This is a genomic window from Caulobacter sp. GW821-FHT12A07, assembly GCF_058807655.1.
Genome location: NZ_JBXAQX010000011.1, coordinates 1 through 18,938, shown reverse-complemented (window position 1 = coordinate 18,938; position 18,938 = coordinate 1). Strand labels below are relative to the sequence as shown.

The window sequence follows — 18,938 nt, the reverse complement described above, 5'->3', positions numbered from 1 at the left end:
TGGCCTTGCTCTAGCCATTTCGTCCTCACCCGAGCGCGCCTGAAGAAACCCGGCCCGCTCCAGGCTCCGGAACACAGAGGCGACATTGCTCAGCACTTGGAAGTCGTGGACCGCCGGCGCGGCCCTCGCGATCGGAATGATGGCCGGTGGATCGGTCATGGCCGACGAGGCCAAGCCGGCCGACAAGCCACCCGCCGTCGAACTGCCCGCCTTCCCGGCCGACAAGTCGGTCAAGCAGACCACCGTCCTGGCGGGCAAGACCATCGCCTACACCGCCACCGTCGGCTCGCTGCCGGTGCGTGACGAGAAGGGCAAGAAGATCGCCGAGGTGGTGTTCACCGCCTACACCCTGGACGGCCCGCGCGATCCCAACCGTCCGGTGACCTTCGCCTTCAACGGCGGCCCCGGCGCGGCCTCGGTCTATCTGAACTTCGCGCTCGGTCCCAAGCGCGTGCAGTTCGGCGCCGAGGGCGACAGCCCGTCGGCCCCCACCCGCCTGCAGGACAACCCGGCCAGCTGGCTCGACTTCACCGATCTCGTCTTCATCGACGCCGTCGGCACCGGCTTCTCGCGCAGCCTGACGACGCCGGAAGAGACCAAGAAGCGCTTCTACGGCGTCAAGCAGGACATCGACTACCTGTCGCGCGTGGTCTTCGACTGGCTGGTCAAGAACGAGCGCCTGCCTTCGCCCAAATACATCGTCGGTGAAAGCTACGGCGGCTTCCGCGGTCCGCGCCTGACCTACACCCTGCAGACCGACTACGGCGTCGGGATCAACGGCCTGGTGCTCGTGTCACCGCTGCTGTCGAGCGCCGGCCGCACCGCCCAGGAGATCTCGCCCCTGCCGGCCATGTGGACCCTGCCCTCGATCGCCGCCGCCAAGCTGGAGCGCGACGGCAAGCTGACCCCGGCCGCCATCAAGGACGTCGAGGACTACACCCGCGGCGAATACATGGTCGACCTGATGAAGGGCTCCGACCCGGCCGCCCTGGATCGCCTGACCACCAAGGTCTCGGCCATGACCGGTCTTGATCCCACCTATGTGCGCCGCGCCGGCGGGCGGCTGGAGACCCAGTCGTTCCTGCGCGAGGTGTTCCGCCAGACGGGCCGCCTGGGCAGCCGCTACGACAGCAACGTCACCTCGCTGGACCCCTTCCCGTTCGCCCCCGAGCAGGAGACCAACGACCCGATCCTCGACTCGATCATCGCCCCCACCACCAGCGCCATCGTCGACTTCACCACCCGCACCGTCGGCTGGAAGGTCGAGAGCCGCTACGAGGCCCTCTCCGGCGACGTCAACCAGGCCTGGGACCGCGGCCGCGGCCCCGACACCGAGTCCGTCACCGACCTGCGCAAGTCGGTCTCGGTGGACCCCAAACTGAAGGTGCTGATCGTCCACGGCTACAACGACCTGTCGTGCCCGTTCTTCGCCTCGCGCCTGGTGGTCGACGCCATGCCGGCCGCCGCCAACGGCCGGGTGACCCTGTCCAACTACCCCGGCGGCCACATGTTCTACAGCCGCCCCGACAGCGGGGCTGCCTTCCGCGCCGACGTCAGGAAGCTGTACGGCGCCAACTGAGGCGTTTCTTCCTCTGGAAGACGATCTGGCGGCCGCTCCGAAAGGGGCGGCCGTCTTCGTTTCTCCGCCGCCGAGAAATACCTCGACCGTCCCCTTGCGACGATCGGACGCGGATACCCAATTGTGGGGTCGCTCGCCCCTCCCCCAAGGCGAGAGGCTGGCGCGGCGTCGAAACATTGTCGCCCCGCTGACGAGAAGAGACCCCGAAAAAGCCTATCCATCAACATAGACAACGCTGTCGACGCCACTTCGACAGGACTTGCTTGATCCAGATCAAGCAGGCGGAACGAACACTGGATGTAAAGAGTTTTCTTAACCCGAGTTAACGATAAGGCTCTGCGCTTAGGCGTATCTTAAAGCTGCAGAGCTTAGCTTCCCATCCGTCGAAATCTTCGGATCACGGCGGCGACGACGGACTGTCCTGACGGATTTACAGGCCGCCGTTCTCAACAGGCTCGCGACGCGACCCCGTCGCGCCTTGAACGGAGATTGCCCATGGCGACGACGCCGCAGAATTCTCGCAAGACGGCCATACCGGCCGGCTTCATCGACGCCTTCGCCGACGCCGCCGACGAGGTGCGCCTCACGCCCATCGTGCTGCAGCCCAAGGCGTCCTCGAACGCCTCGACCGCGCCGAAGAAGACCGCGCACCAGAAATAGGCCGCGACCCGCCGGCGCCGGGCTACTTGCCCATGGCCAGGAGGCGTTCTTCGGCCTCGGCGAGCTTGGCGGTCTGCTGGACCGCCTTCGCCGGCTGCAGGACGATCGGCTCCAGATGGATCAGATCATCGTCCAGGCTGAAGGCGTCCACCAGGCCCTCGGGCGGGACGGGAAGGGGCGTGCCCCTCTGAGAGTGGGTCATGGGAGAACCTGCTTCAGGTATTCACGGATAGCGGGATCTGCGAGATTCCAATAGGCGTCCCAGGAATGGGAAGCGAGCATGATCCGACCTAGCGGCTCCTTGTTGGTGCCTTCCAGGCGGGCGACGGTCAGCATCAGCTCTTCGTCCGTCGCGTCGATGATGGCTGTGATGATCGTCTCGCGATAGAGCGCGTCGATGAGCCCCGCTCCAATGCAGAACTCCATCCGCTCGATCAGGAACTGCTCCCTCTGCATGTCGGGATTCTTGGCGCGCGCGCCAAAGGCGGCCCAGGTGTAGCCGCCGTTCTCCAGGCCGGCTTGGGTCTGCACGTCGGTTATGCCCAGGTCGTCATAGACATGCACCAGGGCGCGCAGCAGTCGCCTGGCGTTCCCACCCTTCTGATAATCTGGATGGACCTTGTAATAGTCCTGCCTCACGCAAAGCCCGTCGGAGGTGCGCAGGAAGGTCTGATGAAAGGCCGCACGCTCCGGGACCACGATCGACAGGCTGACCTCGTTGGTCGCCTCGCGGCGCCATTCCGCCGTGGCGGATTCAATCTGTTCGGGCATTCCGGTGCAGATCATGGCCGTGAGCTCGGAGAGCTCCTCCTCGTCAGCGGCGATTCCGAAATCGGCGATGGTCAGGAAATCCACTTTTACGAAGAGGACGCCGGTCCAAGGCTCACGCGGCCAGGGCCAAGCCATGGTTAACGCACGCGTACTGAAACAGGAAGCGCCAACGTTATCCGGCGGTTACGCCTCTTCCGAGGGCTGTGATCCGCCCAGCGATTGTTCGCCTTCGCCTCGGCGGCCGCCCTGTTTTTCGTCACTTCGGCCCGCCCCCGCGCACTTTTGCTCAACCCTAAGATAAGCCGCTCGGATTTTGCAAGTGCGAATTCGGCGGCGCGTCACCATCCGGAGTCGGAGGAAAAACCGCCCTACCGCGCCAGCCGCCCGTCGCTCAGGGCCGCCGGTTCGAAGCGGAAAATCACTTCCGGATCAGGCTCGGGCACGCCCTTGAGGATCTTCTTGCCGGCCGCCCCGGCGGGCGCTGCGGTGTGCAGCAGCCAGCGGATGACGTTGAGGCGGGCGGCCTTCTTGTGGTCGGCCTTCACGCACACCCAGGGGGCGGTCTCGGTGTGGGTGCGCACCAGCATGTCGTCGCGGGCGGCGGTGTAGTCGTCCCACTTCTCCTGGGCGACGGCGTCCAGCGAACTGGTCTTGAAGGCCTTCAGCGGATCGTCGCGACGGGCCTTCAGGCGCTCGGCTTGCGTCTCCTTGTCGATATCCAGCCAGAACTTCGAGAACCGCATGCCGCTCTCGACCAGCATGGTCTCGAAGGCCGGCACGTCGCGCAGGAACTGGGCCTGCTGCTCGGGCGTGGAGAAGGCCATCACCTTCTCGACCCCGGCGCGGTTGTACCAGGAGCGGTTGAAGATCACCGCCTCGCCGCAGGCCGGCAGCCATTCCACATAGCGCTGGAAATACCACTCGCTGCGCTGGCGCTCGGTCGGCGCGGGCAGGGCCACGACCGTCGTCTGGCGGCGGTGCAGGTGCTCGGTGATGCGGGCGATCGTGCCGTCCTTGCCGGCGGCGTCGCGCCCCTCGAAGATCGCCAGCAGCTTCCAGCCCTTGTCGATGGCGTGCCTCTGGAGGGCGATCAGCGCGATCTGCAGGTCGCGCAGCTCTTCGTCGTAGTCGCGGGACTTGGTCATTTGTGGAGCCTACCCCCAGAAAGGAAACCTGCGCTAGAAGGAGCGCATGATCCGCCTCTTCGTGCCCCAGCCGCTGTCCAAGGACGCCGGAATCGCTCCGACCCATGAGCAGTCACGCTATCTCGTCTCGGTCATGCGCCTGTCGGTCGGCGACGAGATCCTGGTGTTCAACGGGACCGACGGCGAGTGGCGCGCCAGCCTGGTCGAGGCCGGCAAGCGCGGCTGCCTGCTGAAGGCCGAGGAACAGACGCGGGAGCAGGTCGTCACGCCCGACCTCGATCTGGTCGTGGCCATGGTCAAGCGCGGCCGGGTCGAGACCATCGTCGAGAAGGCCGCCGAGCTGGGCGCCCGCCGCGTGCGGCTGACCATCACCCGCCGCACCAATGTCGACTACATGAAGCTGGCGCGCCTGGACGCCATCGCCATGGAGGCCGCCGAGCAGACCGGCCGCCTCGACGTGCCGGCGATCCTGGATCCGGAGAAGCTCGACAAGATCCTCGACAGCTGGGACGAGAGCCGGCGCCTGGTGTTCTGCGACGAGGGCGGCGATGCCAGACCGGCCATCGAGGCCCTGGCCGGCACGGCCGCGCCCGCCGCCATCCTGATCGGCCCCGAAGGCGGCTTCGCCCCCGAGGAGCGCGACCGCCTGCGGTCGCTGCCGTTCGTCGTTCCGGTGTCGCTGGGGCCGCGCATCCTGCGGGCGGATACGGCCGCGATCAGCGCCATGACGCTGTGGCAGGCCGCGGCGGGGGATTGGCGCTAAATCCCCTCTCCCCTTGCGGGAGAGGGTGGCCCGCGAAGCGGGTCGGGTGAGGGGTCGAGAACCCTGTCCGCTTCGACAGCGGACCGACCGGCTGAGGCGTCGACGTTCTGAGAGACCCCTCATCCGACGGCCTTCGGCCGCCACCTTCTCCCGCAGGGGGAGAAGGATCCTGGGTCCGAGACCGAACGGTAACGCTAATTGTAGCGGACCCTCTTGAGGTCGGCTAAGACGGCTCCCAACTGCGCTCCACGCGTTTCGTGGCGGTCGGGGGGAACGGGCCCCTCCCCTCCTGTAGCGTTCGATTTTAGGGGAGACGGCGATGGCCGACACCGCCAGCCTGGATCAGCGCCCGCTGACCCTCGAAGACCTGACCGCCTATTTCGCCAAGGGCAACAAGCCGAAATCCGCCTTCCGCGTCGGCGCCGAGCACGAGAAGTTCGGCTTCTATCTCGGCAGCCACACGCCCGTGCCCTACGAGGGCGATAAGGGCGTGCACGCCCTGCTGGTCGGCCTGCAGCGCTTCGGCTGGAAGCCGGTGATGGAAGGCGATGTGATCATCGGCCTCGAGCGCAACGGCGCCAATGTCAGCCTGGAGCCGGGCGGCCAGTTCGAGCTGTCCGGTGCGCCGCTGCTGACCATGCACGACATCTGCGAGGAAACCGGCGGCCACCTCGACGAGGTCAAGACCGTGGCCGACGAACTGGGCCTGGGCTTCTTAGGGGTAGGCTTCTCGCCGCAGTGGAAGCGCGAAGAGGTGCCGATCATGCCCAAGGGCCGGTACGTCATCATGCGCAACTACATGCCCAAGGTCGGGGACCTGGGCCTCGACATGATGCTGCGCACCTGCACCGTGCAGGCCAATCTCGACTTCGAAAGCGAAGCCGACATGGTCGCCAAGTTCCGCATGAGCCTGGCCCTGCAGCCGATCGCCACGGCCCTGTTCGCCAATTCTCCGTTCACGGAAGGCAAGCCGAACGGCTTCCTGTCCGCCCGCGCCAACGTCTGGACCGACACCGATCCCAACCGCACGGGCCTGCTGGACTTCGTGTTCCAGGACGGCTTCGGCTTCGAGCGCTACGCCAAGTACCTGCTCGACGTGCCGATGTATTTCGCCAAGCGCGGCGATCGCTATATCGACCTGGCTGGCCGCTCCTTCCGCGACTTCATCGACGGCAAGATCGACGAGGTCGGCGGCGAGCGGGCCACGATCAAGGACTGGGCCGACCACGCCACCACCGCCTTCCCGGAAGTGCGCCTGAAGACCTATCTGGAAATGCGCGGCGCCGACGCCGGCCCCTGGAGCCGTCTGTGCGCCCTGCCCGCCCTGTGGACCGGCGTGTTCTATGACGACGCGGCCCTGGCCGCCGCCTGGGACCTGGCCAAGGACTGGACCGTCGAAGACCGCGAAGGCCTGCGCCGCGACGTGCCGACCCTGGGCCTGAAGGCCAAGGTCGCCGGCCGCACCGTCCAGGACGTCGCCAAGGACTTCGTCGCCATCGCCAAGCAGGGCCTGAAGGCCCGCGCCCAGCTGAACGGCGGCTTCCTCGACGAGACGATCTATCTGGGCGAACTGGAAGAGATCGCCGACAGCGGGATCACCCCCGCCGAACGCCTGCTGGAGAAGTTCCACGGCGAATGGCAGGGCGATATCGGCCGGCTGTTCACCGACGGGGCTTACTGAAAGCCGGGGAAGACCCCCTCCGGCCCTCCGGGCCACCTCCCCCAAAGGGGGAGGATCTAGGAGCGCCGAGCCTTCAAGATGCTCCCCCTCTGGGGGAGCTGTCGCGGAGCGACTGAGGGGGCCGGCGCCAGCCGGTCAGCGCAACATCCCCCAGGCGATCGCCGCCTGGCCGCCGATGTAGAGGAACCACACGGCCCAGGCCGTGAGCCTCGCCGAGCCGGAGAGCTTGGCGCCCTTGAAGAGGTCGAAGGCCAGGATCGCGTCCGAGGCCATGAAGGCCACCGCCCCCGCCGTCGCCGGCCAGCGCGTGGTCGGCAGGGCCGCGGCCGAGACCACCATGGCCAGGATCGCCGCCACATAGGCCAGCACCGCCGGCCGCAGCGGCCCCAGCGATCCCCAAAGCCGCCGCAGCATCACCGCCCCGACCAGGGCTGCGACCGGCGCGATGACGAAGAAGGCCTGGCTGGGCGTCGTGCGCTCGCGCCAGAACACGATCACATAAACGACGTGCCCGGCCAGGAACGCCGCCAGGCCGTAGGGCAGCCAGCGCTTGGGATCGCCGGCCAAGAACACGTCGCCCAGGGCGCACAGGGTCAGGGCCACCGCCAGCAGCACCGTGCCGCCTTCCAGATAGGCCAGCACCGCCAGGGCGCCGGTCGCGGCGGCCTTGACCACGGTGCGCACGAACGACGGCGGCCGCTGCACCAGCACGAAGCCATAGGCCAGGGCGCAGACCCCGCAGATCGCCCACAGCTGCGTGTCAGTCATCCGACGACAGCTTGGTGAGGAAGGCCTGGGCGGCGTCCTTGTGGCGGGGCTTGAGGTTCTTGCCGACGATGGCCAGCACGGCGGCGATCACGGCGGCGTCGTCAGTGAAGCCGATGGCCGGCAGCAGGTCGGGAATGGCGTCGGTCGGCAGCACGAAATAGGCCAGGGCCGCGAACATCATGCCCTTGGCCGCGGCCGGGGTTTCCGGGTCCCGGGCGCACCACCACACCGACAGGGCGTCGGCGGCGAACGGCACCTTGGCGGCCACGCGGCGCATCTTCGGCCAGAAGCCGCGCGCCACCCGCTGCTCGTTGACCCGCACCGTAGCCGGCACCAGCGCCTTCCTGGGATCCAGCACGTCGTCGGGCGTGACGCCGCCGTTGACGTCGGGGGATGGTTTGGCGTCGGCGCTCATGGGGTTAAACCGCTCCTCAACACAACGATTAAACGCAACCCCAGGGGAAACGTCCATGAAACTCGACAACACCGTCGCCGCCGTCGTCACCGGGGGCGCCTCGGGCCTCGGCGAAGCCACCGCTCGCGCCCTGGCCGCCCAGGGGGTGAAGGTCGCCATCTTCGACATGAACGAGGCCCGCGGCGAAGAGGTCGCCAAGGAGATCGGCGGCGTCTACTGCAAGGTCAACGTCACCAGCGACGCCGACGTCGACGCCGGTTTCGAGAAGGCCCGCGCCGCCCACGGCCAGGAGCGGATCCTGGTCAACTGCGCGGGCGTCGGCAACGCCGCCAAGACCGCCAGCCGCGACAAGGCCACCGGCGAGACCAAGCACTTCCCGCTCGATATCTTCGACCGGGTGATCCAGATCAATCTGGTCGGCACCTTCCGCTGCATCGCCAAGTCGGCCAAGGGGATGCTCGACCTGGAGCCCCTGGAAGACGGCGAGCGCGGCGCCATCGTCAACACCGCCAGCGTCGCCGGCGAGGACGGCCAGATCGGCCAGGCCGCCTATTCGGCCAGCAAGGGCGGCGTCATCGGCATGACCCTGCCGATCGCCCGCGACCTGATGAACGACGGCATCCGCGTCAACACCATCCTGCCAGGCATCTTCAACACCCCGCTGATGAACGCCGCCCCCGACAACGTCAAAGCCGCCCTGGCCGCCTCGGTGCCGTTCCCCAAGCGCCTGGGGAACCCCGCCGAATACGCCCAACTGGCCCTGACCATGATCACCTGCGGCTACTTCAACGGCGAAGACGTCCGCCTCGACGGCGGCATCCGCATGGCCCCGCGCTGATCCGGTTCCCTCTCCCCTTGCGGGAGAGGGTGGCCCCACGAAGTGGGGTCGGGTGAGGGGTCTCTCAAACGTCAAACGCCGCGACGGCCGATCGGCTGTCGCGGCGTTTTTCGTCTCAGATCCTCCCCCTCTGGGGGAGGTGGCCCGGAGGGCCGGAGGGGGTCGGCGCGGCGGCGAGACCCCCTCAGTCGCTTCGCGACAACTCCCCCAGAGGGGGAGCATCTAAGGCCAGGGCTACTTCTTCACCCAGCCGCCGCCGAGCGGCTTCCAGTACTGCCCCGGCGCCAGGCGGGCGTAGAGCTGCTTGGCGGTGGCTTGGCCGGCGGCGTCGGCGGTGACGCCGGTCTTGGCGGCGGTGTCCTTGTAGACGGCCGCGCGGCCGGTGTTGATCTCGGCCACGGCGGCGCGCAGGTCGGCGTCGCCGCCCGACACGATGCCCAGGAAGCCGTCGGCCTGCTCGCCGATCGCGCCGGCGGCCTTGCCGGCGTCCACGGCGGCCTTGGCGGCGGCCGACTGGGCCAGAACGGGCGCGGCGACCGCGCCCATGGCGGCCGCGATGGCCAGGACCGTCATCGTCTTGCGGATCATGGCGGTTCCTCCTCTTAGAACAGGTTCGGGTTCTGCTGGATCAGCGTCTGGACTTCCTTGTCCAGCCGCACCCGCACGTCGGCGTCCAGCTTGGCGTAGATGTTGATCGGATCGACCTTGACGCGGACGGTCGGGGTGCAGGCCATAAGGCCTCCCGCCGCCAGCAGGGTCGCGATCAGGACGCGCTTGTGCATGGCTTAGTCTCCAGTTCGGGGTTCACGTTGCGCGGTCACGGCTGAACCGGCGCTGAACGGCGTGTTTCCTCGGTCTCTTCGGCGAAACGACGGCCCCAGGCGGCCAGAAGCTCGTCGAAATTGAGCGAGGTGTCGAGCGTCAGGTCCACCGGCGTCTTGGCCGGCAGGGGGATCCGCCGCTGGAAGGCCTTGCCGCGGATCAGCTCCAGGATCCCGACCTTGGCCTTCTCGGCGACCTTCGGATCGTGCTCGCCCTTGATGTGGAACAGCAGCGACAGGCGGCCGTTCGGCGTCGAATTGACCCCGGCCTCCATGGTGTCGAACGCCAGGTTCTCCATGGCCTGGTAGGCGAAGTCCTGGATGGCGTTGACCGGCTGCTGGGCGACGGCGGCGTTGTTCGGGTTGCCCGGGCTGTCGTTCTCGGCCTGGCTGGCGGTCTGGTTGGCCTCGACGCCGGTCAGGGCCTCGCGGGCGATCGAGATGCGGCCGGGCTTGATGGCGCTCAGCTTGCCGTCCAGCAGCTTGAAGCCCTTGTCGCTGAACTGGAACGGCAGGCGGCCCGAGACCACCGCGTCCAGCTTGACCTTGTCGGCCAGGGTCGAGCCAGCGGTCAGTTCGCCCAAATCGAGGCCGTCGATGACGATGACGCCGGTGATCGCCTTGCCGTCCAGCGGCACGTCGATCGGCTCGATCGAGATCTTGCCCTTGGCCGCCGTCAGCGACGCCTCCGACACCTTCAGCGAGGTGGCGCCCAGGGTGAAGACCGCGCCCACCGCCTCCAGCGGCACGATGGAGTCGATGCGAGTGATCGCCAGCTTCTGGTCTGGCGCGCTGGTCAGCGGGGCCAGGCTGTCGAATTTCACGTCGCCGTTCAGGGTGGCCACGAAGCCCAGCGGACTGGCGCGGAAGTCCAGCCCCTGGGTCGAGACCTCGCCGCTGCTGGTCACGCCCTTGTCGGTCCAGTCGAAGCGGCCCTTGAAGCTGGCCTTGCCCTCGGCCTCGCTGGCGAAGGCGGCCATCGGGCTTACGGCCACGGGCTGCAGGCCCTGCTGCTTGCTGAAGACGATGTTCGAGGCGTCGATGATCGCCGAGCCGCGGCCGCTCTCGACGCCATGACGGATGTCGATGCGGCCCAGGGCGAAGCCGCTGGCCGTGCCGAAATCGACGCCGCCGCTCCACACGCCCGAGGCCAAGGCCAGCCGTCCCGTCGCCTTGACCGGCTCGAACCGCTTGGCCGAGGCCGCGTCGACCAGCCGGCCTTGGGTCAGCCGCACCTCGGCCCGGTCGAAGCCCTGCCCGCCGCCGACGAAGGTTCCGGCCACGTCTTCGGCTTTCGCCTCTGCGGCGGTGATCGTTCCGCGTCCGTTGGCGAACCGCGCCTGGGCCTCCCAGCGGCCGCCGGCCACCCGCACCAGGGGCGCCGCGACCGGGCAGACGTCCAGGGCGATGTCCTGGATCGGCCGCTCGCCGGCCTCGCCCGCCTCGATGGCGGCGACGCTCACCGGCGTGCAACCGGCCAGGCGCACGTCCAGCACCCCGCCGGCGAAGCGGGCCTGGCCCTTGGCGTCGAGCTTGATCCCCTCGGCCGGCGGCACGTCGAGCGTCCCGACCAAGGTCACGGGCGAGGCGAAACCGCTCGCGTCGGCGCGCCAGTTCGCGGCCGCCAGCGTCAGCTCGGGCAAGCCGCCGCCCGCCAGCGCCAGGGTCGCCGAACCGTGCGAGACGCCGCCGGCGCTTTCCACAAGTCGGCCGCCGCCTGCGGTCAGGGTCGCCTTGGCGCCGCTGGCCGAGGCCAGGGTCACCGGCTTGCCGGCGAAGGCCGAAACCTTGCCACCGCCGATCTCCAGCCTCAGGTCGGGCGCGTCGAGCTCGAAGTCGCCCAGGGCCTTGCGCGCGGCGCCGGCGTAGGCGGGATTGGGCAGGCCGGCGGTCAGGCGCTCGGCGTCGGGCGCCGACACCGCGCCGTCCGCCCCCGCCCGGCCGGCCAGGCTCAGGTTCAGCCCCTCGCCGGCCCGGAAGCGGCCCTTGGCGTCGAGCACCAGCGCCGAAAGACCCAGGCCGTCGCGCGCCGCGCGGCCGACGCCGGCCGCCACGGTCACCGCGCCCGTCAGGCCGATCGCCCCGCCCTTGGGGGCCGAGAAGGCCAGGTTCGTCGACTTGACGTCCACCGACGCCCGGCTCAGCGCCGCGCCGCCGGCCAGGGCCTGGTCGGCCGCGCCGCGCAGCCGCGCCGGACCGATGGCCCGCAGGCCGGCCTGGTCGAAGTCCACCCGCATGGCGTCGCTGTCGATCTCGGCGGCGAAGCTGCGGGCCTCGACGCCGGGGGCGACCAGCCGGCCGGCCCGGGCCTGGCCCGACACCCGCGCGGCCGCGCCGCCCTTCTTGAAGTCGCCGGCCACCAGGCCCGCCAGGGTCAGGCGGGTCTCGACGTCGGCCAGGCTGGTCTCGCCGGCCCGCAGGCCTTGCGCCTTGATCGACAGCTTGACGTCGGCTGGACCGGTCGCCGCCAGCCGCTTGAGATCGGGATAGGCGACGTCGGCCTCGAGGCGGGCGTCGGCCTCCTCCAGGTCGATCTGTTCGGCGTCCAAGCCCTCGAGGTCGGCGCGGGCGTCGACGGTGAGGCGATCGCCGCGCTTGCGGGCGCGCAGGGCCGCCCCGCGCAGCTCGACCTGCAGATTGTCGGTGGCGTAGCGCATGGCCGCCACCGCCGCGTCCAGCCGCAGCAGCTGGCCGTCGTCGAGGCTGGCGTCGCCGGTCAGGCGGGCCACGCCGCCGGGGGTGTCGAGCGTCACCCGGGCGTCCTCGACCAGAACCGCCGGCCCGCCCTGCTTTTCCTCGCCGGGCGACTTCAGCGCCTCGTCGATCAGCGGTTGGAGCTTGCCGAAGGTCAGCTTTTGGCCGTCGTAGCGGGCGCGCAGGCGCGGGCTGGTGATGCGCACAGCGCGGGTGTCGATGGCGAACGGCCCGCCCGACCACGGCGCGGTCAGGTCGTAGGCCACCTCGATCCGCTTGGCCGAGAAATAGGGGTCGTTGGCCGGTCCCAGCCGGATCGAGCCGGCGAAGCCGCTGGCGTCCAGGCTCTCGACCGAGATCAGGCCCTCGATGCCGCGCTCGGCCAGCCACGCTTCTGCAAGCGCTCGGCTGATCTCGCGCCGGCCGGAATAGGCGGAAAAGCCAAGGGCGATGAACGCCATCATCGCGAACGACACGGCCTCCAGCCCGGCGTCGGCCAGGGCGGCCTTGTCGAGGCGGAGACCCCGCCTGGGTTTCGCGGTCTTCGGTGCGGATTCGGGGTCGGCGTGGGGCTCGGCCATCGGCCGCACCATGCCGCAAGCCGTGGCGTTTGTGAGGCCCCCGTTGCGGAAAAGTCGAGAAAGCGCCGGTATTGAAACAGGGAGAGGGACGCGCGGCCTTCGCTCGGCCATCCCCATCTTCCCGTCATTCCCGCCCTGGAGCAGCTATCGACACTCGCCCATTAGCGAACGCATCGAGAGGCCGCTATGAGTGGCTACGGCACTACCGAATAGAGTGAATTGAAAGGACGACGACATGGCTTTGCTCGACGCGCTCAAAGCTGACCAACTCGCGGCGCGCAAGGTGAGCGACCGTCTGAAGGCCGACCTGCTCACCACGCTGATCGGCGAAGCCACGCAGATCACGACCGAGGAATTCAAGCGCGGCGTGACGGAAGTCACCGACGAAAAGGTCGTCGCCACCGTCGCGAAGTTCCTGAAGAACACGAAACTGACGCTGGAAAATCTCGCGGCCGAACGTGCGCGCCTGACCGAAGCCGCCGGCGATGTGTCGAGGGTGGACGAGCGGATCAAGGCGGCCGAAACCGAACTGGCGATCCTGTCCTCCTATGGCCCCAAGCAGATGACGGAAGCGCAATTGCGCGCGGCCATCGACGACTTCCGCACCCAAAACCCCGACGCCAACGTCGGCGCGATCATGGCCCACCTGAAGACCAACTTCGGCGGCCAGTACGACGGCAAGGTGGCCAGCGCGTTGGCCAGAGGTTAGTTGGCCGCCATCAGGCGCCGGGCCGCTCCAGCGTCCGCGAGGGGTCGCGAACAGAAGCTGGCTCGCCCGCTCTTGCGGCTGACAGAGGGGCTTCCGCCGCAAGGGCGGGTGTTGACCGAAACAGACACTTACCCGCGACAGCGATTTGAATGTCCGAGGCAAACCGATCCCCTCTCTCTTAGAGAGAGGGAGGGGCCCGCCGCCGCAGGCGGTGGGAGGGTGAGTGGTTACGGCCTGGCCGATCGGAGCTCGGCCAGGATATCGTCAGCTACACCGCCAGGATCGGCCAGGACCCGCTCGTTGTGGAATCTCAGGACCACGTATCCAAGTCGCTCCAACGTGTAGGTGCGACGATCGTCGTAGTCTTCGCGACCGTCATGAGCGGCTCCGTCCAATTCTACGATCAGCTTGCCCGCCTCGCAGACGAAGTCCGCGAAATAGCGGTCGATCGCTATCTGCCGCATGAACTTGAAGCCGGCGAGGCGGCGGTTGCGGATGAGGGGCCAGAGCGCCCTTTCCGCCAGGGTCTGTTGCTGGAAGGCGGCGGGCGTATGCGGTCCTGTCCATTGCCAAAGCGTGGACACGGCCTTGCTGCATTCTCAATCAGAGGAATTGGGATTTTCCTGTGAGCGGCGAAACCACTCACCCTCCCACCGCTTCGCGGCGGCCCCCCCCTCTCTCTAAGAGAGAGGGGTCCTTGGGTGCTCACCACCCTCAGCGAAACCGACCCGCCCGTCCGCTTGGGCGCGCGTTGTCGGTAGCGGTGGATGCCCCCGGCTCCGGGGCGAGAACGACGGGAGACTGTGCAGGCGGCTAGATCGCCCGGAACCCCAGCACCTGCTGCATGTCGTAGATGCCCGGCGGCTTGCCCTGCACCCACACGGCCGCGGCCACGGCGCCGCGGGCGAACAGGCCGCGGTCGATGGCCGAGTGGGCGATGGTCAGGCTTTCGCTCTCGCCGGCGAAGATCACGCTGTGCTCGCCGATGATGCCGCCGCCGCGCACGACGGAGAAGCCGATGTTGCCTTCCGTGCGCGCGCCGGTGACGCCGTCGCGGGCGCGGTCCTCCACTTCGGAGAGCACCACGCCGCGGCCCTCGGCCGCCGCCTGACCCAGCATCAGGGCGGTGCCCGACGGGGCGTCGATCTTGCGCTTGTGGTGGGCCTCGAAGACCTCGATGTCCCAGTCGGCGGCCGGCAGGGCGGCGGCGGCCTGGCGCACCAGGCCCATCAGCATGTTGACGCCCAGCGAGTAGTTGCCCGAGCGCACGATGGCGACGGTCTGGGCGGCCTTCTCCAGACGCGCGTCCTGCTCGGGCGTGAAGCCGGTCGAGCCGATCACCAGGGCGATCCCGCCGCCGGCGGCGGCCACCGTCTCGGCCAGGGCGACCGAAGCCTCGGGTATGGTGAAGTCGATGATCGCCTGGGCCTGGGCCAAGGCGCTCTCCAGCGCCACCAGGCCTTCGCCCTCGACGCCCGGACGGTCGAAGCGGGCCACGGCCACGGCGTCGGACCGGCCCTCCAGCGTGGCGGCCACGGCCTTGCCCATGCGGCCCAGGGCTCCGGCGACGGCGATCCTGACGGGGGGGGCGGACATGGGCTTTCTCTCCACGAAACGAGCCCGCGCCTCGTCGCCCAGCCCCTCCGCCCGGTCAACGGATTTATCCGGTGGTCCGCTCGCGGCCTTACGCCGGGGCAGTGTCCCACATGCCGCAAACCCAATCCCAACAAGCGTTTGTAGCGATACCATCGATGATTGCGCGGTTGTCGCGCCGGGACGCCATCGCTAGGCTGGTCCGTGCATAAGGGCGCGTCGCATCGTTCGGCGGGTCCATTTCAACTGGCTACGCAGGACAGGAAACGCCGCCATGAGCGACGCGGAACGCAAGACCTTCACCGACGCGGAGGCCCTGGCCTTCCACCGCTATCCCCAGCCGGGAAAGCTGGCGGTGACCCCCACCAAGCCGATGGCGACCCAGCGCGACCTCAGCCTGGCCTATTCGCCCGGCGTGGCCGTGCCCGTGCACGCGATCGCCGCCGATCCCGACATGGCCTACGAGTACACCTCCAAGGGCAACCTGGTGGCGGTGATCTCCAACGGCACGGCGATCCTGGGCCTCGGCGACCTGGGGGCCCTGGCCTCCAAGCCGGTGATGGAGGGCAAGAGCGTGCTCTTCAAGCGCTTCGCCGACGTCGACAGCATCGACATCGAGGTCTCCACCAAGGACGCCGACGAGATCATCACCGTCGTCAAGAACATCGGCGTCACCTTCGGCGGCATCAATCTGGAAGACATCAAGAGCCCCGAGTGCTTCCGCATCGAGACCGAGCTGCAGGAGCTGCTCGACATCCCGGTGTTCCACGACGACCAGCACGGCACCGCCATCATCTGCGCCGCCGGCCTGATCAACGCCTGCCACATCACCGGCAAGAACCTGGCCGACATCAAGGTGGTTCTGAACGGCCCGGGCGCGGCCGGCATCGCCTCGATGGACCTGATCAAGGCCATGGGCGTGCGCCCCGAGAACGTCATCGCCTGCGACAGCAAGGGCGTGCTCTATCGCGGCCGCACCGAGGGCATGAACCAGTGGAAGAGCGCCCACGCGGTCGACACCGACAAGCGCACCCTCGAGGAAGCCGTGGCCGGCGCGGACGTGCTGCTTGGTCTCTCGGCCAAGGGGGCCTTCACGCCGGAGATGATCGCCAGCATGGCGCCCAATCCGGTGATCTTCGCCATGGCCAATCCTGACCCCGAGATCACGCCCGAGGAAGTCCACCGCGTGCGCAAGGACGCGATCATGGGCACCGGCCGCAGCGACTATCCCAACCAGGTCAACAACGTCCTGGGCTTCCCCTACATCTTCCGCGGCGCGCTCGACGTGCGGGCCCGCCGCGTGAACCATGAGATGAAGATCGCCTGCGCCCAGGCGCTGGCGATGCTGGCCCGCGAGGACGTGCCCGACGAGGTGGCCGCCGCCTATCACGGCCGCCAGCTGAAGTTCGGCCCCGACTACATCATCCCCTCGGCCTTCGACCCACGCCTGATCTGGTACGTGCCGCCGTTCGTGGCCCAGGCGGCCATGGACACGGGCGTGGCCCGCAAGCCGATCGCCGACATGGACGGCTATCGCCAGAGCCTGGCCCAGCGCCTCGACCCCACCGCCGGCTTCCTGCAGAAGATCGCCGGCTCGGTCATGGCCCGGCCCAAGCGCATCGTCTTCGCCGAAGGCGAGGAGCCCAGCGTCATCCGCGCCGCCTACGCCTTCCAGGCCGGCGGCTACGGCAAGGCCATCCTCTGCGGCCGCGAGAACCTGGTGCACGAGAACATGCGCCTGGTGGGCCTGGATCCCGAGACCTCGGGCCTGGAGATCCACAACGCCCGCCTCTCCGACCGCAATCCGGACTATGTCGACGCCCTCTACGCCCGCCTCCAGCGCCAGGGCTTCCTCAAGCGCGACGTCCAACGCCTGATCAACCAGGACCGCAACAGCTTCGCCGCCTCGATGGTCAGCATGGGCGAGGCCGACGGCATGGTCACCGGCGTCACCCGCAGCTTCGACCAGGCCCTGGACGAGGTGCTGCGCGTCGTCGACCCCGCGCCCGGCGGCCGGATCATGGGCATGTCGGTCGTGCTGGCCAAGGGCCGCACCATCTTCGTGGCCGACACCAACGTCACCGAGCTGCCCGACGCCGACGAGCTGGTCGAGATCGCCTGCGAGGCCGCCCGCGCCGTCTCCAACCTCGGCTTCAAGCCGCGCGTGGCCTTCATGAGCTACTCGACCTTCGGCAACCCGATGGGCGAGCGCTCCGACAAGGTGCGCGAGGCCGTCGCCGCCCTCGACGAGATGGGCGTCGACTTCGAGTACGAAGGCGAAATGCCCCCCGAACTCGCCCTCGACCCCGAAAAGCGCCTCGCCTACCCGTTCATGCGCCTGACCGACAGCGCCAACATCCTGATCATGCCGGCCATCCACGCCGCCTCGATCTCGACCAAGCTCGTCCAGTCGCTGGGCGGCGCGACGGTGATCGGGCCGGTGCTGCTGGGCCTCTCCAAGTCGGTGCAGATCTGCCCGCTCGGCGCTTCGGTGTCGAAGATCCTGAACATGGCGATGATGGCGGCTTACGATCAGCCGGTGGAGGCGGGGGAGTAGGGAAGAGGCCCACAATAGAATAAGGGGCGGCCCCAAAGCCGCCCCTCAGTACGCCAACTCTGAGAACCCCGCCGACGTATCAACGGAGCCCTTCTTCCACCCATCGGTGGTGCAAGCGGCGCCGACACATCAACGCCGCTTGGATTTTTCGAGCGCGGGAACTCCATTTTTTCGCCTCGCTGAGACCGCATTTAAAAACAGCGAAGCCAAATAGACCTCTTTTTACGCTTACGTTTCATTTTCACCCCCATCACCCTCATAAAATATCGATACAGATTGAGAGTATGGCCGACCTTTTACCCACCAATAGCTTCTATTATTCATTACGACGGCCTCAAATCTGGGATCTCGCGACAAGATCGTCGAAAGCGAACTCGCAACCGCCTCTTTTTTATAAATATGTCGCAGCTCTACGAGTATCGTCGAAAGCCTAAGAGGCACCTTTCTCTTTATCAACAAGTCATATACAAGATCACCAGTCGGAGCTCCATCAATCAACCGCTTCATCGCCGCACTTGCAGCATGTTGACTGCTAGTGGCAGCCATCGACGAACTCCACCCTGCAACTTCAGACGCCACCCAGTGACGCGGCGGCTCAGCGCCTAATGTGGCGAGTGCGGTTTCCACAGCGAGAAGCGCCTTATAGTCCTCAACCTGACGCAGCCTCTGCAGGATATCATCGCGGACCGCATTGAGCTGGACCACCACCTCAGGATTCGCCACCATAGCTCCACGCACCATCGATCATTTTCACGATTAACACATATCAACACGACGTTGACAATGTCAACGCGGTGTTGATCAATATCCGCTTAATGAGCACACCCCGGCGAAGCTCCTCACCACCGCCCTAGCCGCCGCCACCGTCAGCGCGTCCTCCACCAAGCCCGTCGGCGTCTGCCCCCACCGCTGCAGCGCCGCCATCCGTAGGTCGAAGGTGACGTAGGCGGCGACGATGGCGGCGGTGGCGCCGAGGAGGCCGCCGGTGAGGCCGCGGTTGCGGAGGGGCCAGGGCCGCGCCCGCTATGCCGGCGGTGACCACGCGGGCCAGCAGGCCGGCCGGGGATCTCGATCCGGAACGCCCCCTTCCTCCGTAAAATCCCCGCGAAAGCGGGGACCCAGGTGTTTTGTCGTCGAGCGCCGTGGGTTGCAGAAAAAGCCTGGGTCCCCGCTTTCGCGGGGATTTTACGGTTTGGGGTGGGCCGACGGGGATAGAGCGCCGTCTATCCCCGTCGAGCGCGGATCGAACCCCAACCAATCCAGACGCTTGCAACTTTCTCACCGCTCTGGATCAGACGCGCTCAAACCACCCGCATAATCACTGGGTCTCGCCGCACCGAAGGGGCGCAAGGCCAGCGACCAT

General features: G+C 67.9%; 17 protein-coding genes and 1 pseudogene. 7 read left to right on the top strand and 11 right to left on the bottom strand.

Annotated features, from left to right (window positions below; genetic code table 11):
* Window positions 1–136 precede the first annotated feature (136 nt).
* Both AC1RRS_RS19755 and AC1RRS_RS19750 read left to right on the top strand, forming a co-directional pair.
* The gene (locus AC1RRS_RS19755) at window positions 137–1,579 is read left to right on the top strand and encodes a S10 family peptidase (RefSeq protein ID WP_492856777.1); all 1,443 of its coding nucleotides are present in this window, start codon (window positions 137–139) and stop codon (window positions 1,577–1,579) included.
* A gap of 495 nt (window positions 1,580–2,074) precedes the next feature.
* Entirely contained in the window at window positions 2,075–2,239 is a 165-nt protein-coding gene (locus AC1RRS_RS19750) for a hypothetical protein (protein ID WP_492856631.1), read from the top strand.
* 22 nt (window positions 2,240–2,261) lie between these two features.
* Here AC1RRS_RS19750 and AC1RRS_RS19745 read toward each other — a convergent pair whose 3' ends face one another.
* The 3 genes from AC1RRS_RS19745 to ppk2 all read right to left on the bottom strand — a co-directional run bounded on the left by AC1RRS_RS19745 (window position 2,262) and on the right by ppk2 (window position 4,155).
* Complete coding sequence (locus tag AC1RRS_RS19745) at window positions 2,262–2,441, bottom strand: hypothetical protein (RefSeq protein ID WP_492856630.1); 180 nt, start codon at window positions 2,439–2,441, stop codon at window positions 2,262–2,264.
* The gene (locus tag AC1RRS_RS19740; protein WP_492856629.1) at window positions 2,438–3,145 is read right to left on the bottom strand and encodes a hypothetical protein; all 708 of its coding nucleotides are present in this window, start codon (window positions 3,143–3,145) and stop codon (window positions 2,438–2,440) included. Before AC1RRS_RS19740 ends, AC1RRS_RS19745 begins: the two co-directional genes overlap by 4 nt.
* Before the next feature lie 233 nt (window positions 3,146–3,378).
* Window positions 3,379–4,155 (bottom strand): polyphosphate kinase 2, encoded by a 777-nt coding sequence (gene ppk2, locus AC1RRS_RS19735; protein ID WP_492856628.1) that lies wholly within the window; start codon window positions 4,153–4,155, stop codon window positions 3,379–3,381.
* Window positions 4,156–4,201: 46 nt separating this feature from the next.
* Here ppk2 and AC1RRS_RS19730 point away from each other — a divergent pair, with 46 nt between their 5' ends.
* Together AC1RRS_RS19730 and AC1RRS_RS19725 are read left to right on the top strand one after the other, a co-directional pair.
* Complete coding sequence (locus AC1RRS_RS19730; protein WP_492856626.1) at window positions 4,202–4,918, top strand: 16S rRNA (uracil(1498)-N(3))-methyltransferase; 717 nt, start codon at window positions 4,202–4,204, stop codon at window positions 4,916–4,918.
* Window positions 4,919–5,237: 319 nt separating this feature from the next.
* Window positions 5,238–6,599: a glutamate--cysteine ligase gene (locus AC1RRS_RS19725; RefSeq protein WP_492856625.1), complete on the top strand. Its 1,362-nt coding sequence runs from the start codon at window positions 5,238–5,240 to the stop codon at window positions 6,597–6,599.
* A 135-nt stretch (window positions 6,600–6,734) separates the two neighbouring features.
* Here the strand turns inward: AC1RRS_RS19725 and AC1RRS_RS19720 are convergent, their stop codons facing one another.
* Both AC1RRS_RS19720 and AC1RRS_RS19715 read right to left on the bottom strand, forming a co-directional pair.
* Complete coding sequence (locus AC1RRS_RS19720; RefSeq protein WP_492856624.1) at window positions 6,735–7,367, bottom strand: lysoplasmalogenase; 633 nt, start codon at window positions 7,365–7,367, stop codon at window positions 6,735–6,737.
* On the bottom strand, window positions 7,360–7,782 hold the full coding sequence (locus AC1RRS_RS19715; protein WP_492856622.1) for a YkvA family protein: 423 nt from the start codon (window positions 7,780–7,782) through the stop codon (window positions 7,360–7,362). Before AC1RRS_RS19715 ends, AC1RRS_RS19720 begins: the two co-directional genes overlap by 8 nt.
* A 55-nt stretch (window positions 7,783–7,837) precedes the next feature.
* Between AC1RRS_RS19715 and AC1RRS_RS19710 the strand changes: the two genes are divergently transcribed.
* The gene (locus AC1RRS_RS19710) at window positions 7,838–8,620 is read left to right on the top strand and encodes an SDR family NAD(P)-dependent oxidoreductase (protein WP_110120766.1); all 783 of its coding nucleotides are present in this window, start codon (window positions 7,838–7,840) and stop codon (window positions 8,618–8,620) included.
* A gap of 234 nt (window positions 8,621–8,854) precedes the next feature.
* On the opposite strand, the gene AC1RRS_RS19705 is transcribed toward AC1RRS_RS19710, so the two are convergent.
* Genes AC1RRS_RS19705 through AC1RRS_RS19695 form a run of 3 tightly spaced genes read right to left on the bottom strand, consistent with a single transcriptional unit; the run spans window position 8,855 to window position 12,716 of the window.
* Window positions 8,855–9,208, bottom strand: coding sequence for a YdbL family probable chaperone protein (locus tag AC1RRS_RS19705; protein ID WP_492856621.1), 354 nt, complete (start codon window positions 9,206–9,208; stop codon window positions 8,855–8,857).
* Between the two features lie 14 nt (window positions 9,209–9,222).
* Entirely contained in the window at window positions 9,223–9,402 is a 180-nt protein-coding gene (locus AC1RRS_RS19700; protein WP_492856619.1) for a YnbE family lipoprotein, read from the bottom strand.
* 35 nt (window positions 9,403–9,437) lie between these two features.
* Window positions 9,438–12,716: an intermembrane phospholipid transport protein YdbH family protein gene (locus tag AC1RRS_RS19695; RefSeq protein WP_492856617.1), complete on the bottom strand. Its 3,279-nt coding sequence runs from the start codon at window positions 12,714–12,716 to the stop codon at window positions 9,438–9,440.
* 235 nt (window positions 12,717–12,951) lie between these two features.
* Between AC1RRS_RS19695 and AC1RRS_RS19690 the strand changes: the two genes are divergently transcribed.
* Entirely contained in the window at window positions 12,952–13,425 is a 474-nt protein-coding gene (locus AC1RRS_RS19690; RefSeq protein ID WP_492856616.1) for a GatB/YqeY domain-containing protein, read from the top strand.
* Between the two features lie 227 nt (window positions 13,426–13,652).
* On the opposite strand, the pseudogene AC1RRS_RS19685 reads toward AC1RRS_RS19690, so the two are convergent.
* A pseudogene (locus AC1RRS_RS19685) lies at window positions 13,653–13,992 on the bottom strand (endonuclease domain-containing protein).
* 246 nt (window positions 13,993–14,238) lie between these two features.
* The gene (gene dapB, locus AC1RRS_RS19680; protein WP_492856615.1) at window positions 14,239–15,021 is read right to left on the bottom strand and encodes a 4-hydroxy-tetrahydrodipicolinate reductase; all 783 of its coding nucleotides are present in this window, start codon (window positions 15,019–15,021) and stop codon (window positions 14,239–14,241) included.
* A gap of 271 nt (window positions 15,022–15,292) precedes the next feature.
* Between dapB and AC1RRS_RS19675 the strand changes: the two genes are divergently transcribed.
* Window positions 15,293–17,575 (top strand): NADP-dependent malic enzyme, encoded by a 2,283-nt coding sequence (locus AC1RRS_RS19675; RefSeq protein ID WP_492856613.1) that lies wholly within the window; start codon window positions 15,293–15,295, stop codon window positions 17,573–17,575.
* Window positions 17,576–17,803: 228 nt separating this feature from the next.
* Here the strand turns inward: AC1RRS_RS19675 and AC1RRS_RS19670 are convergent, their stop codons facing one another.
* Window positions 17,804–18,316, bottom strand: a complete 513-nt coding sequence (locus AC1RRS_RS19670) for a hypothetical protein (RefSeq protein ID WP_492856611.1) — start codon at window positions 18,314–18,316, stop codon at window positions 17,804–17,806.
* Window positions 18,317–18,938 lie beyond the last annotated feature (622 nt).